Origin of the sequence: Enterobacter cloacae complex sp. 2022EL-00788 (assembly GCF_026627565.1) — a bacterium.
Taxonomy (GTDB): Bacteria; Pseudomonadota; Gammaproteobacteria; order Enterobacterales; family Enterobacteriaceae; genus Enterobacter; species Enterobacter pasteurii.
In genome coordinates this window covers 138,923-155,385 of sequence record NZ_JAPNMC010000002.1, presented here as the reverse complement: position 1 = coordinate 155,385, position 16,463 = coordinate 138,923, and the positions used below count along the sequence as shown (strand labels likewise).

Annotated in this window: 16 protein-coding genes; 10 read left to right on the top strand and 6 right to left on the bottom strand. The window is 59.3% G+C overall.

Annotated elements, in window-relative coordinates:
• The first annotated feature begins 22 nt into the window (after positions 1–22).
• Positions 23–1,093: a tRNA 2-selenouridine(34) synthase MnmH gene (gene mnmH / locus OWK27_RS03205; RefSeq protein ID WP_267589803.1), complete on the top strand. Its 1,071-nt coding sequence runs from the start codon at positions 23–25 to the stop codon at positions 1,091–1,093.
• A 96-nt stretch (positions 1,094–1,189) separates the two neighbouring features.
• Here mnmH and OWK27_RS03200 read toward each other — a convergent pair whose 3' ends face one another.
• The 3 genes from OWK27_RS03200 to ybbA form a co-directional block, all read right to left on the bottom strand.
• Positions 1,190–2,335 carry a porin gene (locus tag OWK27_RS03200; RefSeq protein WP_148419395.1) on the bottom strand — a complete coding sequence of 382 codons (1,146 nt, stop codon included), beginning with the start codon at positions 2,333–2,335 and terminating at the stop codon, positions 1,190–1,192.
• A gap of 182 nt (positions 2,336–2,517) precedes the next feature.
• Positions 2,518–4,932 (bottom strand): putative ABC transporter permease subunit YbbP, encoded by a 2,415-nt coding sequence (gene ybbP / locus OWK27_RS03195; protein WP_267589802.1) that lies wholly within the window; start codon positions 4,930–4,932, stop codon positions 2,518–2,520.
• Positions 4,929–5,615, bottom strand: a complete 687-nt coding sequence (gene ybbA / locus OWK27_RS03190; RefSeq protein ID WP_045339436.1) for a putative ABC transporter ATP-binding protein YbbA — start codon at positions 5,613–5,615, stop codon at positions 4,929–4,931. The genes ybbP and ybbA overlap by 4 nt, the downstream gene beginning before the upstream one ends.
• Here ybbA and tesA point away from each other — a divergent pair.
• From tesA to OWK27_RS03175, 3 genes are read left to right on the top strand one after another with little or no spacing between them, the layout of a single operon-like run.
• Positions 5,586–6,218 (top strand): multifunctional acyl-CoA thioesterase I/protease I/lysophospholipase L1, encoded by a 633-nt coding sequence (tesA, locus tag OWK27_RS03185; protein ID WP_148419398.1) that lies wholly within the window; start codon positions 5,586–5,588, stop codon positions 6,216–6,218. The genes ybbA and tesA overlap by 30 nt on opposite strands.
• On the top strand, positions 6,199–7,008 hold the full coding sequence (locus OWK27_RS03180; protein ID WP_176611010.1) for an SDR family oxidoreductase: 810 nt from the start codon (positions 6,199–6,201) through the stop codon (positions 7,006–7,008). The genes tesA and OWK27_RS03180 overlap by 20 nt, the downstream gene beginning before the upstream one ends.
• Before the next feature lie 58 nt (positions 7,009–7,066).
• A complete protein-coding gene (locus OWK27_RS03175) occupies positions 7,067–7,921 on the top strand; it encodes a co-chaperone YbbN (RefSeq protein ID WP_148419400.1) in 855 nt (284 codons plus the stop codon).
• A 40-nt stretch (positions 7,922–7,961) separates the two neighbouring features.
• Here the strand turns inward: OWK27_RS03175 and fetB are convergent, their stop codons facing one another.
• Both fetB and fetA read right to left on the bottom strand, forming a co-directional pair.
• Positions 7,962–8,744: an iron efflux ABC transporter permease subunit FetB gene (gene fetB / locus OWK27_RS03170; RefSeq protein ID WP_252004936.1), complete on the bottom strand. Its 783-nt coding sequence runs from the start codon at positions 8,742–8,744 to the stop codon at positions 7,962–7,964.
• Positions 8,737–9,408 (bottom strand): iron efflux ABC transporter ATP-binding subunit FetA, encoded by a 672-nt coding sequence (fetA, locus tag OWK27_RS03165; protein WP_148419402.1) that lies wholly within the window; start codon positions 9,406–9,408, stop codon positions 8,737–8,739. Before fetA ends, fetB begins: the two co-directional genes overlap by 8 nt.
• A gap of 142 nt (positions 9,409–9,550) precedes the next feature.
• On the opposite strand from fetA, the gene OWK27_RS03160 reads away from it, so the two are divergent.
• The 3 genes from OWK27_RS03160 (at position 9,551) to OWK27_RS03150 (ending at position 11,923) form a co-directional block, all read left to right on the top strand.
• Entirely contained in the window at positions 9,551–10,405 is an 855-nt protein-coding gene (locus OWK27_RS03160; protein WP_252004937.1) for a hypothetical protein, read from the top strand.
• 154 nt (positions 10,406–10,559) lie between these two features.
• Entirely contained in the window at positions 10,560–11,474 is a 915-nt protein-coding gene (locus tag OWK27_RS03155) for an SPFH domain-containing protein (RefSeq protein ID WP_148419404.1), read from the top strand.
• Positions 11,471–11,923, top strand: coding sequence for an NfeD family protein (locus OWK27_RS03150; RefSeq protein ID WP_193355938.1), 453 nt, complete (start codon positions 11,471–11,473; stop codon positions 11,921–11,923). Before OWK27_RS03155 ends, OWK27_RS03150 begins: the two co-directional genes overlap by 4 nt.
• Here the strand turns inward: OWK27_RS03150 and cueR are convergent.
• Positions 11,920–12,330 carry a Cu(I)-responsive transcriptional regulator gene (gene cueR / locus OWK27_RS03145; protein ID WP_267589801.1) on the bottom strand — a complete coding sequence of 137 codons (411 nt, stop codon included), beginning with the start codon at positions 12,328–12,330 and terminating at the stop codon, positions 11,920–11,922. The two genes, OWK27_RS03150 and cueR, sit on opposite strands and share 4 nt — an antisense overlap.
• A 108-nt stretch (positions 12,331–12,438) precedes the next feature.
• Between cueR and copA the strand changes: the two genes are divergently transcribed.
• From copA to ybaK, 3 genes are all read left to right on the top strand, one after another.
• The gene (gene copA / locus OWK27_RS03140; protein ID WP_267589800.1) at positions 12,439–14,937 is read left to right on the top strand and encodes a copper-exporting P-type ATPase CopA; all 2,499 of its coding nucleotides are present in this window, start codon (positions 12,439–12,441) and stop codon (positions 14,935–14,937) included.
• A 50-nt stretch (positions 14,938–14,987) separates the two neighbouring features.
• Complete coding sequence (locus tag OWK27_RS03135; protein ID WP_267589799.1) at positions 14,988–15,782, top strand: TraB/GumN family protein; 795 nt, start codon at positions 14,988–14,990, stop codon at positions 15,780–15,782.
• Between the two features lie 198 nt (positions 15,783–15,980).
• The gene (gene ybaK, locus OWK27_RS03130) at positions 15,981–16,460 is read left to right on the top strand and encodes a Cys-tRNA(Pro)/Cys-tRNA(Cys) deacylase YbaK (RefSeq protein WP_176611017.1); all 480 of its coding nucleotides are present in this window, start codon (positions 15,981–15,983) and stop codon (positions 16,458–16,460) included.
• Positions 16,461–16,463: the final 3 nt, after the last annotated feature.

Genomic DNA, 16,463 nt, shown 5'->3' with positions numbered 1-16,463 from the left:
TCAGTTTTCTTCTGGAATCACCATGAACGATGGAACGGACTATCGCGCGATCCTCGCGTCTGATACCCCATTAATCGACGTTCGCGCGCCGATCGAATTTGCCCAGGGTGCGATGCCTGGCGCACTCAACCTGCCCTTAATGAACGACGACGAGCGCGTCGCCGTCGGCACCTGCTACAAGCGTCAGGGTCCCGACGCCGCGCTGGCGCTCGGCCATAGCCTGGTAAACGGCGAAACGCGTGAGGCGCGGATCGGCGCCTGGCGCGAAGCCTGCCTTGCTCACCCTGAGGGCTACCTGTGCTGCGCGCGCGGCGGCCAGCGCTCGCATATTTCACAGGCCTGGCTGAAGGAGGCGGGTATCGACTACCCGCTGATCCGCGGCGGCTATAAGGCCCTGCGTCAGACGGCGATTCAGGTCACCGCCGAGCAGTCGCAAAAGCCGATGGTGCTTATCGGCGGCTGCACCGGAAACGGAAAAACGCTGCTGGTGAAGCAGCATGCGCAGGGTATCGATCTGGAAGGGCTGGCGCACCACCGCGGCTCATCGTTTGGCCGCACGCTCACGCCGCAGCTTTCACAGGCGAGCTTCGAGAATCACCTTGCCGTCGAGCTGCTGAAAAAAGATGCCGCGCGCTGGGTGCTGGAGGATGAAGGCCGGATGATTGGCTCTAACCACCTGCCGGAATGCCTGCGTGACCGCATGGCTGAAGCCCCTATCGTGGTGGTCGAAGATCCGTTTGAGATCCGTCTTGAGCGCCTGCGCGAGGAGTATTTCGACCACATGTGGGCGGATTTTTCTGCCGCCTACGGTGAAGAAGCGGGCTGGAAGGCGTACAGCGAGTATCTGCACCACGGCCTGTTCGCCATTCGTCGCCGCCTCGGGCTGCAACGCTTCGCGGAGTTTACGGCGCTGCTGGACGCAGCCCTAGCCGAGCAGCAGCGTACCGGCAGCACTGACGCGCACTTCAGCTGGCTTGTGCCGCTCCTGAACGACTATTACGATCCGATGTACGGCTATCAGCTGGAGAAAAAGGCGGAGAAGATTGTCTATCGCGGGACGTATGGCGAGGTCGCTGACTGGCTTAATCGCTAAAAGACGGCAACCACGTTGCCGCTTTAAGCGTTTGTTCCCTCTCCCCGTGGGAGAGGGCCAGGGTGAGGACGTCAGCCCATACCCTGTGGTTCGACCTTAGAAGTCGTAACGCAGACGCACCAGGTTCATATCGCCCAGGTTGTCGGTGCTGGACGTGAACACGTGTTCGTAATCCACGCGGAAACCGTAGTCCAGCTGGAAGCTGATGCCCACGCCGTTGTCGGTGCGCTGGTAGTTACGGCCGTTCACGTACTCAATGCGGTCGCCCATGAAGTACGGCTGGATGGATTTCACCGCGTACTGACCGACCGGGAATTTATAGCCGGCAAAGTATTCAATACCCCATGCGTCACCGGCGAAGTAGTCGTTAACCGACACTTTTTTGGTGGTCATAAAGTTCTGATACCAGCCGCCGCCCGCGGAGAAGGTCCAGTTATCCGGCGTCCAGCTCAGCGCGGTACCGAGGATATTCTGGTCGTAGGTTTTGCTGTCGCCGTTGTCCGGGTTACGCATGTCGGCACGGGTGTAATTCCACGCGGCGCCCCAGGTCAGATCGGTGGTCAGGTGGTAATCGATACCCAGTGAACCGCCGCCTTTACGCTTGTAGCGCAGGCCGTTGCCCGGCAGGTATTCGCTGTCCTCAAACAGGTAAGAGGCATAGATATCTGCATCGCCGACGGTTTTCTTGTATTTCAGCATCTGACGTGAACGATAAGAGCCGTCGTAGTCGCCGTTGATCCCGTTACCCGGTGCCTGACCGATCATGTCGTAGTCCCAGATATCGGTTTTTGCGCCCACCACGTCATAGTACACGCTGTTCTGCTGGCCGAAGGTCAGCGTACCCCAGGTGTCGCTTTTCAGGCCGGTATAGAGCATGCGGCGAGAGGTGTCGTGCGCGCCGTCGGCGTAGTGATTATCCCAGTTAAACTGCGCCGGAATGTTCACACCCAGCTCGTAGTAGGTGATCCAACTGATGTCATCAAACAGGTAGTAGTCCGCTGCGAAACGGAAGCGAGTGCCGCCGTCAAAGCCGTTACGCTTGTAGCTGTTTTTGCCGTCATCGCCGGTCATGTTCTGGAACTGTGGACGGATACTGCCGCCAACGGTGAAGTTCAGTCGGCTCAGCGGGTTACCCGCCTGCGGATCCTGTTTCAGAATGGTGATTTCCGCCTGAGATGCGAAAGAAGCCAATGCCACTGCTGCGCCGATCGTTGTCGCCAGCGCTGTTTTTCTTATAGTCATTATTTTTCCTTGATAGACACGCTGCTAAATATTTAGCTGGTGAATATTAACCGGAAATATTCGCGCCGTGTGGGCGGGTTTTTAATGTTTTGTGCTACTAAACGTAGGGTGATTAACGATTTGTGCCGTTAAAGGGTTACGCACCAGCACATAAGCCGGCGCGTAACCATCACGAGGGTAAACTAGCTCACAAACTGGCGGAACAGCGCTTTTCCTTTTAACAGGCGCGTACCGAGCCAGCCGCCGCACAGGGACAGCAGAACGGCGCCGCAGACAGGGAGCGTGAGCCACAGCCGCCAGTCAGGCTCCCACGGGAAGTCGAACACTTCCGACTGGAGCACCGCCAGCGCGGTTTCCGCGCCGATGGCCGCCACCAGGCCCGCCACCAGCCCAAGCAGGGCGAACTCGCTCCAGAGCGTGGCGCGCAGCAGTCGCTTGCCCGCGCCCAGCGTGCGGTAGACCACCAGCTCCTGGTGACGCTGACGCATGCCGACCTGCACCTGCGCCAGCAGCAACAGCACGCCGCAGACCGTCACCAGCACCACCATCACCTCCAGCGCGCGGCTCACCTGCTCCAGCACCTGCCCGACCTGTCTGAGGATCGCGCCGATGTCCAGCAGGCTCACCGTCGGAAACTCCCGGTTAAGCTGCGTCAGCATGCCGTTGCCGTTTTCCCAGCGGAAGCTGGTCAGCCAGCTCTGCGGCTGCCCGTCCAGCGCGCCCGGCGGGAAGATGAAGAAAAAGTTAGGCCGCAGGCTTTCCCAGTCGACCTTGCGCAGGCTGGTAACCCTGGCGCTGAAGTCCTGCGTGTCGCCGGTAAAGGTCACGGTATCCCCCAGCTTCACGTTCAGGCGCGTCGCCAGCCCCTCCTCCATTGAGACTTCTCCCGCTTCAGGCGGCCAGCTGCCGGCGACAATCGGGTTGTGGTCCGGCCGCTTCGCCTGCCAGGTCAGGTTCAGCTCGCGGTTGAGCGACTCATCTTTATTTCCCTCCGTCGACTGGCCGTTGATCTGCGTCAGCCGGGCACGCACGATCGGGTAGAACGACTCGGGAATAATGTGATGCTCGGACAGGAAGCCCTTCAGCGGCGTCACCTGCTCAGGAGCGATGTTGATCAGGAAATAGTTCGGGCTTTCCGGCGGAAGCTGCTGCTGCCAGCGGTCCAGCAGATCCCCGCGCAGCACCAGCAGAAGCGCCAGCAGCATAAACGACAGCGAAAACGCCGAAAGCTGGCTGAGGGTGGACCACGGCTGATGCAGCAGACGGTTCACCGCCAGCCGCACGGGCAGCGATTTCACGGTCAGCTTTTTGAGCAGGCTGAGCAGCAGCCAGCCCAGCGCGCCGCACAGGAGCGCCAGCACCACCGCGCCCGCCAGCACCGCCCACAGCAGCGTGCTGCCGCCCATCAGCCAGGCCAGCAGCCCGACCGCCACCGCAATAATCACCGGCAGGTAAAACTTCAGCGGCCAGACGTTCGCCACCACATCGCGGCGCAGCACGCGCAGCGGCTGCGTTGCAAGCAGCAGCCGGTACGGGCGTAACCCCACCAGCAGGGAGATCACCGTCATCGCGCCGATGGCCCAGAGCCACGGCCAGAGGCTGGCCGGGGGCAGCGCGGCGGGCAGCACCGGCTTGAGCAGCACCATCAGCAGCTTTTCAAACAGCAGCCCTATCGCCCCGCCGGTAACGGCCGACAGCGCCAGCACCATCAGCCACTGGCCGACGATCAGCCTGCGCAGCTGCGCACGTCCCGCGCCGAGGGTTTTGAGGATCGCCACCAGATCGTAACGGCTGCGGCAGTAGTGCCCCATTGCCACCGCAACGGCCGCTATGGCCAGCAGCAGGGTCAGGAGTGCCGACAGCAGCAGGAACTGCTGAGAACGTTCGAGGGATTTGCCGAGCGCCCCTTCATCCTGCTCCAGCCCGTACCAGCGGTGTTCCGGCTTGAGCTGGGGCAGGAGCCATTTTTCATACGCCTCCAGCTGCGCAGGCGTGCCGCCAAACTTATAGCGCCATGTAACGCGGCTTCCCGGCTGAACGGCACTGGTTTTCGCCACGTCGGCGGTGTTCATCAGCAGACGCGGCGCGAGCTGAAACGGGTTAAACCCGGAGTCGGGCTCCTGCACTACCTCCCCGGCAATTTTGAGGGTTGCGTCGCCAACGTCGATACTGTCGCCGGGCTTGAGGTTCAGCAGCGCCATCAGGCGCGATGCCAGCAGCACCGTACCGGTGGTCGGTTTTAGCCCCGGCGGGCTGGTTTGTAATTCACCGTACATCGGATAGATGTCGTCCACGGCCTTCACGCTGGCAAGCTGCGGCGTATCACCGGCGAAGGTCATGGTCTGGAAGGTGATCTGCTCCCCTACCTTCAGCCCCTCCTTGCGCGCTGCCTCGATCCAGCCCGGCGGCACGGGGCGAGAGCTTTGCAGCGTCCTGTCCCCGGCCATAAATTCCCGGCTCTGCTGGCTGAGCCCTTTTTCCATGCGATCGCTTACGCTGCCGAGCGCCAGCACGCAGGCTACCGCCAGGCTTAACGCCAGCCAGACAATCAGCAGCGAGGGCGAGCGCCATTCGCGCCAGAACCAGCGGGCAATCATGCTTCCTCCTGAAGAATACCGTTCACCAGCCGCAGGCGGCGGTCGCAGCGGGCGGCCAGCTGCGGATCGTGGGTGACCAGAATCAGCGTGGTGCCGTGCTCGCGGTTGAGCGAAAACAGCAGGTCGGCAATCTTATCGCCGGTTTTACGGTCGAGGTTCCCCGTAGGCTCATCGGCAAACAGCACCTCCGGGCGTCCGTTAAACGCCCTGGCCAGCGCCACGCGCTGCTGCTCACCGCCGGAAAGCTGCGCCGGAAGGTGGTCGAGACGTTTCCCCAGCCCCAGCTGTTCCAGCAACGCTCTGGCGTGGTCGCGGCTTTCACGGGTATTTTCACCGCGCAGCAGGCCCGGCAGCTCGACGTTTTCAAGCGCGTTCAGGGTTGGGATAAGCATGAAGGACTGAAACACAAACCCGATATGCCGGGCACGCAGCGCGGCGCGTGCCTCTTCATCCAGCGCGTGAAGGGGCTGGCCGACAAGGTTCACTTCCCCACTGCTGCCGTCGTCCAGACCGGCCAGGATCGCCAGCAGCGTGGACTTGCCGGAACCGGATTCACCAATGAGGGCGATGGTTTCGGCACGTTTGACAACGAGTTCAACTCCGGTGAGGATGGAAAGCTCGTGTTCTCCCTGACCGACGGACTTCTTAAGACGATGAACTTCAACAATGTTTTCCGCTGGCATTTGCCCTTCCTGTTTTTGATGCTGATGACCTTCCGCGCGGCGGCTGCGGACACGTTATTGATTCTGGGCGATAGCCTGAGCGCGGGCTATCGCATGGCTGCCAGTGCGGCCTGGCCCGCCCTGCTCAATGACAAATGGCAGTCCCGGACGTCTGTCGTTAACGGCAGCATCAGCGGCGATACGTCGCAGCAGGGCTTATCGCGCCTGCCTGCCCTGCTTAAGCAGCATCAACCGCGGTGGGTGCTGGTTGAACTGGGCGGCAACGACGGCCTGCGCGGCTTCCAGCCGCAGCAGACGGAGCAAACGCTGCGTACCATTCTGCAGACGATTAAGGCCGCTAACGCCCGGCCGCTGCTGATGCAAATTCGCCTGCCCGCTAACTACGGCCGTCGGTATAATGAGGCGTTTAGCGCGATCTATCCTAAGCTTGCCAAAGAGTTTGATATTCCGCTGCTGCCATTTTTCATGGAGGAGGTCTACCTCAAGCCCCAGTGGATGCAGGACGATGGCATTCACCCCAATCGCGATGCCCAGCCGTTTATTGCCGACTGGATGGCAACCCGGCTGGCACCTTTAGTAAAACATGACTCGTCAAACAGCTGAGAACCTGACAGGTAAAGTTATGCAAAAATCGGTCTTAATAACAGGATGTTCCAGCGGAATTGGCCTTGAAAGCGCCCTTGAACTGAAGCGTCAGGGGTTTTGGGTGCTGGCAGCCTGCCGCAAACCCGATGATGTGGAACGCATGAGAGGGCTTGGCCTTACCGGCATCCTGCTGGATCTGGATTCGCCAGAGAGCGTGGACCAGGCCGCCGATGAGGTCATCGCCCTGACCAACAACCGTCTTTACGGCCTGTTCAACAACGCGGGCTACGGCGTGTACGGTCCGCTACAGGCCCTCTCACGGGAACAGCTGGAGCAGCAGTTCTCCGCTAACGTCTTCGGCGCGCATCAGCTCACCATGCGCCTTCTCCCCGCCATGCTGCCGCACGGCGAAGGGCGCATCGTGATGACCTCCTCGGTCATGGGCCTGATCTCCACGCCGGGCCGCGGTGCTTACGCTGCCAGCAAGTATGCCCTTGAAGCGTGGTCCGATGCGCTGCGCATGGAGCTGCGCCACAGCGGGATCAAGGTCAGCCTGATTGAGCCAGGCCCCATCCGCACCCGCTTTACGGAAAACGTTAACCAGACGCAGGCGGACAAACCGGTCGAAAACCCCGGTATTGCCGCGCGTTTTACGCTTGGGCCGGAAGCGGTTGTCGCCAAAGTACGCCACGCTTTCGAGAGCGACAACCCAAAAATGCGCTATCCGGTCACGCTGGTGACCCATGCCGTCGGCTGGTTAAAACGCCTGCTGCCGGGACGGATGATGGACAAAATTTTGCAGGGTTGAGTTGAAGCGACGACGCTTACCCCCATGTAAAGAGTAAACCGACAAAAGAGAATGCCGCATGTCCGTACAGAATATCGTCAACATCACTGAAGCTAACCTGCAACAGACGCTCGAACAGTCGATGACTACACCGGTGCTGTTCTACTTCTGGTCTGAACGCAGCCAACACTGCCTGCAGCTGACGCCAGTCCTGGAAAGCCTTGCAGCGCAATACGGTGGTCAGTTCATCCTGGCGAAGCTGGATTGCGATGCCGAGCCGATGGTGGCCTCCCAGTTTGGCCTTCGTGCGATCCCAACCGTCTACCTGTTCCAGAACGGGCAGCCGGTCGACGGCTTCCAGGGGCCGCAGCCGGAAGAGGCGATCCGCGCCCTGCTGGACAAAGTCCTGCCGCGCGAAGAAGAGCTGAAGGCGCAGGAAGCCATGGCGCTGATGCAGGAAGGTAAATACGACGAGGCGCTGCCGCTGTTAAAAGACGCGTGGCAGCTATCGAATCAGAACAGCCAGATTGGTCTGCTGCTGGCTGAGACCCAGATTGCGCTGCACCGCCCGGAAGACGCGGAAGCGGTTCTGAAAACGGTGCCAATGCAGGATCAGGACACCCGTTATCAGGGGCTGGTGGCGCAGATTGAACTGCTGAAGCAGGCGGCCGATACCCCGGAAATTCAGCAGCTCCAGCAGCAGGTGGCGGATAATCCGGCGGATGCCGCGCTGGCAAGCCAGCTTGCGCTCCAGCTGCATCAGGTCGGCCGCAACGAAGAGGCGCTGGCCCTGCTGTTCGGCCATCTGCAAACGGATCTGGCCGCCGCAGATGGGCAGGCGCGTAAGGTATTCCAGGATATCCTGGCCGCGCTCGGCACCGGCGACGCGCTGGCGTCGAAGTATCGTCGTCAGCTGTACGCGCTGTTGTACTGATGCCGAATGCCCGGTAGCGCTCGCGCTTACCGGGCACCCCTCACCGCACTTTTTTCAACGATGACGCCACCAGCTGGTGACGTGAGTTGTAGAATTTCCGATAGGTTAAGTAGCAGGCAACGATCGTCGACAGGCTCGCCGTTGCGAGCAGCATGAACGTTACCATAATCTGATACTTAATCGCTTTGACCGGATCGATGCCGGCAAAAATCAGCCCTGACATCATCCCCGGTAAGCTCACCAGCCCCACCGTTTTTGCGGAATCCACGGTTGGGATCAGCGATGAACGAATGCTGTCGCGGATCAATTGCGCCGAGGCCACCTTCGGCGTTGCCCCCAGGCTCAGCTTTTCCTGAAGCTGCTGCTGCTCGCTGCTGAAGCGCTGCCCCAGGTTGTTGTAGCACAGCCCCACCGCTACCATCGCGTTACCCGCAATCATCCCGGAAATGGGGATCACCTGCATCGGGGTAAACTCAATCGATCCGGACAGTACCAGCACGGCCAGCGTTAATGCGGTTCCGGTAGTAATGGCGATAAGCGAAGAGATAAAGGCTTTATCGATATATTTACTGCGCTTTTGCGCGTTCCACGCCGCGTTAAAGCAGATAAACAGCACCATCAGTAGGGTCAACACCGCATGGTTGACGTTGAAGATGTATTTCAGCACATAGCCAACGATGATGAGCTGGATCACCGCGCGGGCGATACTCCACAGGATGTCTTTTTCCAGCCCCAGCTTTTCCCGGTAGCTCACCACAATCGCCACCAGCACCAGCACCATCGACAGCGCCAGCGATTCGTTTGTTATATTATGTTCACCCACGGCCAGCCTCCTGCATTTTTCCGCCCTGCGGCACGAGCGTGATGACGTCATCCGCATGGGTAATTTCGTTAGAATCGTGCGTCACCCAGAGCACGGCAATATGCTGTTCCCGGGCGTAGCGATGAATAATGTCGTTGACGTTGCGCTTGTTGGCGTCATCCAGCGCGCTGGTGATCTCGTCCAGCAACAGCACCTTCGGCAAGAACTGCAGGTTACGGATCAGCGATACGCGCTGTTTTTCCCCGCCCGACAGTTCATTGATCGATTTGGTCAGCGTCTCCTTCGAAAGCCCAAACCGGGCCAGATCGGCGGTAAACTTTTCAGGTTCAGGCGTTTGGCTGCGGATTTGCCAGGGAAAAATCAGATTGTCGTAAACCGTATTGCCAAACAGCGACGGCGTTTGCACGCAGTAGGACACCTGCTGGCGATAGCGTTCCGGTGAAAGCGTAGCGATATCCTTGCCTTCAAACAGGATCGTTCCCTCCGTTGGGCTCAGTAACGACGCCACGATTTTGAGGAGCGTGCTTTTGCCGCAGCCGGATGGCCCGGTAATAAGCTTGAACTCACCCGGTGAAAGGCAAAAATCGACGTGCTGAAGGATCGTGTTGTCCCCCACGCGAAACCCAACGTCCCTGATATCCAGAAGATTTTTTTTATTATCCATTCCGATTCCATTAACCGCTTTTGTATGAACAGCCTGTAGCATAATCCTTTCAGGTTCACAGTGCGAATAGCCTTAAGCTATGGCTAGTGTTAAACTTTTTGTTTGCTAATTGTCACCTCTATCACTACAGGTAGTAAGCCGCATGACACATATCTTTTACGAGTTTTCTTCCCTGAAGCCAGGCGTTCCTGATGTCGAAACATTAATGGAAGTCATCAATTCTTCGGAACTCACGCGTTTTGTTATGGGTGCAGAGGTGGTCGATTTTGTTAAGAAGGCGCTCATCGTCAACACCACGATTGGCAGCTTTAAGAACTGCTATTTTGCTTTCGATGACGGGGCCTACTTTCTGGAATTTGACGGCAAGGGTAAATCCAGGCGCTTTACCGACGTGCCGGACTGGTTCGTCACGCCTGCGGAATTTGCCCGCTCCCAGTGGCTGATCAACCATGACCTGGCCGAGGTAAAGGCGACCGAGTTTATCGAGGTGCTGATGTCCTACCCGCTCAAAGAGCGCCGCGCGCACTGCAACCTGCTGTTTGGTCTGGACCTGCATAAGGTCAACGTGGTGCCGGCACCCGCGGCGCCTGCCGGAAAAATGGGGAATAAAAACGGCAAAACCACCAAGCCTCGCGTTACGGATCTCGGCTCATTCGAGCTTTTCACCGCGTTCTTCGCGCGTATGAAAGCGGCCGTTAACGCTAACGAATTTCCGACCCTACAGGTGCTGACCGGCCGGGAGGATCTCGCCAGGGCACCGCACAGCTTAAAGCAGGGGATCAGAACCTGGTTTAAGGCGATCGCGGGGGATCTGCCGCCCAATAACAAACGCGTCGGCGCGGGTAACGCAATCCTGTTTTGCGCCCCCATTCGCGAGCAGATCCGCCAGATAGAGGCCATCGGGCTGGAAAAATACTATCAGGGGTTGTCGAAAGCCATTGCTGACGCCGGTGACGGGTTTATCAGCGACTTCAGTTACACCCACTCAGAAAACTAATATTCTGCGCCCTGCTCTCCGGGCGGGGCGTTTTATTTTTACCAGTCCGGTTCCCACCTCTTTACAGGGGCGAAATCCAGCCCGTTAGCCGATATACTTACGTTCAACAATTACGCCGTTTTTCTCGTTACAGCATGCAAAACAGGAGGTTTTTATGCTCATCGTTATACCCGTACTTATTTTCGTTGCGCTGGTTATCGTTGGCGCAGGCGTCAAGATTGTTCCGCAGGGCTACCAGTGGACCGTTGAGCGCTTTGGCCGTTATACCACCACCCTTCAGCCTGGGTTAAGCCTGATCGTCCCGTTCATGGACCGAATTGGCCGCAAGATCAACATGATGGAGCAGGTGCTGGATATCCCTTCGCAGGAAGTCATTTCGAAGGATAACGCCAACGTCACCATCGACGCGGTCTGTTTTATTCAGGTCATTGACGCGCCGAAAGCGGCCTATGAGGTGAGCAACCTGGAGCTGGCCATCGTCAACCTGACGATGACCAACATCCGTACCGTGCTTGGCTCGATGGAGCTGGATGAGATGCTCTCCCAGCGCGACAGCATTAATACCCGCCTGCTGCATATTGTCGATCAGGCAACCAATCCGTGGGGGATTAAGGTCACCCGCATTGAGATCCGCGACGTGCGCCCACCGGCAGAGCTGATCGCCTCCATGAACGCCCAGATGAAGGCCGAGCGCACCAAGCGTGCCTATATTCTGGAAGCCGAAGGGGTGCGTCAGGCCGAGATCCTCAAAGCGGAAGGGGAAAAACAGTCGCAGATCCTGAAAGCCGAGGGCGAGCGGCAGTCCGCCTTTCTGCAGGCGGAAGCGCGTGAACGTTCGGCAGAAGCAGAAGCGCGCGCCACGCAGATGGTGTCAGAGGCGATCGCCGCCGGGGACATTCAGGCGGTGAACTACTTCGTCGCGCAAAAATATACCGATGCGCTGAAGGAGATTGGCTCCGCGAACAACAGCAAGGTGGTGATGATGCCGCTGGACGCCAGCAGCCTGATGGGCTCTATCGCGGGGATTACCGAACTGATCAAAGACAGCGGAAACGAGCGTAAAAAATGATTGAGCTCATCGTTGCACATCCTCATGCGTTCTGGCTAAGCCTTGGCGGCCTGCTGCTGGCCGCCGAGATGCTTGGCGGCAACGGTTACCTGCTCTGGAGCGGCGTTGCCGCGGTGATTACCGGGCTGCTCGTCTGGCTGCTGCCTGTCGGCTGGGAGTGGCAGGGCGCCCTGTTTGCCGGCCTGACGCTGGTGGCCGCCTGGCTGTGGTGGCGCTGGCTGAACAAACGGGTACAGGCGCAGAAACCGGTCGATGCGCATCTCAACCAGCGCGGGCAGCAGATCGTGGGTAAACGGTTTACGCTCGATACCGCGCTGATCAACGGACGCGGCCATATGCGCGTGGGCGACAGCTCGTGGCCGGTGATGGCCGACGATGACCTCAGCGCCGGAACGCGGGTTGAGGTCATTGCGGTGGAAGGGATAACCCTGCGGGTTAAGGCCTGTTAAGCATGCGTTTTACGATGGCAGCAGCCGGAAAGATTATCGATAATCGGGCATTCGGCGCTGTCGTCCCCCGGGCAGGATTCAGCCAGCAGCAGCAGCTGTTCGCGCATCGCCTGTAGCTCGATGATGTGGCGTTCAATCTCCGCCACCTTTTCCAGCGTGCGTTTTTTCACGTCCGCACTGTGGCGCTTCGGATCGTTAAACAGGTTAACCAGTTCGCCGCACTCTTCGAGGTTAAACCCCACCTGTCTTGCCTGGCGCAGTAACGTCAGTTCATCAAGGTGCAGTTGCGTATAGCTGCGGTAGCCGTTCTCACTGCGCAACGGTGGCGTCACCAGCCCTTTTTCTTCATAAAAGCGAATCGCTTTGCTGGTTAAGCCGGTTTTTTTCGCAACATCACTGATATTCACATTTCCCCCTTGACCTTCCCCTTGATGGAAGGTTTAACCTTCATAACAGTTAGCGAAAAGCGTTACTCCGGTCAACAACTGACCAGACTATTATACGGGAGTTTTGTTATGTCTCACACTATTGACCTGACGCTGGATGGCCTCTCCTGCGGCCACTGCGTCAAACGCGTTAAAGAAAGCCTGGAACAGCGTCCTGACGTCGAAAGCGCAGAGGTGACTATCGATCGTGCCGCCGTAACCGGCAGCGCCAGCGCCGACGCGCTGATTGATACCATTAAGCAGGCCGGTTACGGGGCGGAGTTAAGCCACCCAAAGGCTAAACCGCTGGCAGAGTCATCATCCCCGTCGGAAGCACTGACAGCGGCCACTCCTGAGCTTCCGGCAGCGGATGATATTGATGACAGCCAACAGCTGCTGATCAACGGTATGAGCTGCGCCAGCTGCGTTTCACGCGTACAGAATGCCCTTCAGGCGGTTCCGGGCGTCGCACAGGCACGGGTAAACCTTGCGGAGCGCACCGCGCTGGTGATGGGCAGTGCCTCCGCCGCAGATTTAGTGCAGGCCGTGGAAAAAGCGGGCTACGGGGCTGAGGCCATCGAAGACGATGCCGAGCGCCGTGAGCGCCAGCAGGAAACGGCTATTGCTACCATGAAGCGCTTCCGCTGGCAGGCGATTGTCGCCCTGCTGGTCGGTATCCCGGTGATGGTGTGGGGCATGATGGGTGACAACATGATGGTCACCGCTGATAACCGCACGCTGTGGCTTGTGATTGGCCTCATTACCCTTGCGGTGATGGTGTTTGCAGGCGGCCATTTTTATACCAGCGCCTGGAAAAGCCTGAAAAACCGCACGGCGACGATGGATACGCTGGTCGCGCTCGGAACGGGCGCCGCCTGGCTGTACTCGATGAGCGTAAACGTCTGGCCCCAGTGGTTCCCGATGGAAGCCCGCCATCTCTATTATGAAGCCAGCGCGATGATTATCGGCCTGATTAACCTGGGCCATATGCTGGAAGCGCGCGCTCGTCAGCGCTCGTCGAAGGCGCTGGAAAGATTGCTCGATTTAACCCCGCCGACGGCCCGCGTGGTGACGGACGACGGGGAGCAAAGCGTGCCGCTCGCCCAGGTACAGCCGGGTATGACGCTGCGCCTGACCACCGGCGACCGCGTGCCCGTTGACGGTGAAATCACCCAGGGCGACGCGTGGCTTGATGAAGCGATGCTGACCGGGGAACCCGTCCCTCAGCAGAAATCGCAGGGCGACGCGGTGCATGCGGGTACGGTGGTGCAGGACGGCAGCGTGCTGTTCCGCGCCAGCGCCGTCGGTAGCCACACCACCCTGTCGCGCATCATTCGCATGGTCCGCCAGGCCCAGAGCAGCAAGCCGGAGATTGGTCAGCTTGCCGATAAAATTTCCGCCATTTTTGTGCCGGTGGTAGTCTGTATTGCCCTGCTGAGCGCGGCAATCTGGTATTTCTTCGGCCCGGCACCGCAGATTGTCTACACCCTGGTAATCGCCACCACGGTGCTGATCATCGCCTGCCCTTGCGCGCTTGGCCTGGCAACGCCGATGTCGATTATCTCTGGCGTCGGGCGCGCCGCCGAGTTTGGCGTGCTGGTCCGTGATGCCGATGCGCTGCAGCGGGCGAGCACGCTGGATACGATTGTCTTTGATAAAACCGGTACGCTGACCGAAGGCAAGCCGCAGGTGGTGGCGGTAAAAACCGCTGGCTTCCCGGAGGCTGACGCGCTGCGCCTTGCCGCCGCGCTGGAGCAAGGTTCCAGCCACCCGCTGGCCCGCGCCATCGCGGAGAAGGCCGGAACTATCCGCCTGCCGCAGGTAAGCAACTTCCGCACGCTGCGAGGTTCAGGCATCAGCGGTGAAGCCGAAGGGCACGCGCTGCTGCTGGGTAATCAGGCGCTGCTGAATGAAAACGGTGTTGATACGTCCGCGTTCGAAGATGAGCTGAACGCCCAGGCTTCTCGGGGCGCGACGCCGGTTCTGCTGGCGATTGATGGTCAGGCGGCGGCGCTGCTTGCCGTGCGCGACCCGCTACGCCAGGACAGCGTGGACGCCCTTCAGCGCCTGCATCGTGCGGGCTACCGCCTGGTGATGCTGACCGGCGATAATCCGACCACCGCTAACGCCATCGCCAAAGAAGCAGGCATTGACGAGGTAATCGCTGGCGTACTCCCGGATGGCAAAGCGGATGCCATCAGGAAGCTGCAGGACGAAGGTCGTCAGGTGGCGATGGTGGGTGACGGCATCAACGATGCTCCGGCGCTGGCTCAGGCTGACGTGGGAATTGCCATGGGTGGCGGGAGCGACGTCGCCATTGAAACTGCCGCGATAACCCTGATGCGCCACAGCCTGATGGGCGTGGCGGATGCGCTGGCGATATCGAAAGCCACGTTGCGCAACATGAAGCAAAACCTGCTCGGCGCGTTCGTCTATAACTCGCTGGGCATTCCGATTGCTGCCGGCATTTTGTGGCCGCTGACCGGCACCCTGCTAAACCCGGTGGTTGCGGGTGCGGCGATGGCGCTCTCGTCAATTACCGTGGTGAGTAACGCCAACCGTCTGCTGCGGTTTAAACCGAAGGATTGAACCTTGTTCTCCTACGCGCTAGCATGAACCTTTCCGTTCATGGAGCGCGTATGGGTCTGTTTAATCGTATAAAAGCATCGTTTCGCGCCCTTTTCCCCCGTCGCTATCCCTGGCCCGGTATGGATATCTCTCTTCCCGGCGGGCAACATCTGCACCTCGTTGGCAGCATCCATATGGGCACGCAGGACATGTCCCCGCTGCCAGCCGGCCTGATAAAACTGCTCAGGAATGCCGACGCGCTGGTCGTTGAGGCCGATATATCGGGTCATGAGTCACCGTTTGCGGGGCTGGAGAGCGACCGCCCTCTTGCGGAACGCCTCAGCGAAGCGCAGCTTAGCGAACTGACGCGCCTCGCGGACGAAACCGGGGTCTCGCTCTCCATGCTCGACACCCTGCCCCTGTGGCAAATTGCCATGGTGTTGCAGGCGACACAGGCGCAGCGCCTTGGGCTACGCGGCGATTACGGAATAGACTATCAGCTGCTTAACGCGGCAAGGGCGCGCAACCTCCCGGTCATCGAACTGGAAGGCACGGACAGCCAGATCGCTCTCCTGCGACAGCTTCCCGATGACGGCCTGATGCTGCTGGATGACACCCTGACCCACTGGCACACCAACGCGCGTCTGCTGCAAACGATGATTGGCTGGTGGCTGGATGCACCGCCCACGGGAAGCAGGCTTGCGCTACCGTCGACGTTCAGCGAATCGCTGTATGACGTACTGATGAACGCGCGCAACCGCGCATGGCGGGAAACGCTGCACGCCCTGCCTGCCGGTCACTATGTTGTCGCGGTTGGCGCGCTGCATTTGTACGGAGAAGGGAACCTGCCTTCGCTGCTGAAATAAAAAAATGGCCAATATCGCTATTGGCCCGTCAAAGAGGAATTTCATCGTTTTTATTATGCCGAAGTGACCTTCGGTTGAGCCGATTGTCGCTCAAAGTGACCATCACTGCCAATACTATTGCGCAAGATGGTGCTATTTTTTAGACAAACGTCAGGCGTATGCTGCTGGCATTAATCGTCTGTCGCAGGAAGGATAGCCATGACTCCCGCCGTTAAATTACTCGAAAAAAACAACATTACTTTCCGGATCCACACCTACGATCACGATCCGAACGAAACCAACTTTGGTGATGAAGTGGTGCGCAAGCTGGGGCTGAACGCGGACCGGGTTTATAAAACGCTGCTGGTCGCGGTGAACGGGGACATGAAGCACCTCGCCGTGGCGGTAACGCCCGTCGCCGGACAGCTTGACCTGAAGAAAGTCGCCAAGGCGCTGGGTGCGAAAAAGGTGGATATGGCGGACCCGACGGTTGCGCAACGTACCACCGGCTACCTCGTGGGCGGCATCAGTCCTCTGGGGCAGAAAAAACGCCTGCCGACGCTGATCGATGCCCCTTCACAGGAATTTGAGACGATCTATATTTCTGGCGGCAAACGCGGGCTGGATATCGAGCTGGCCGCCGGCGATCTGGCGAAAATGCTGGACGCGCAATTTGCGGATATCGCGCGCCGGGATTGAGGA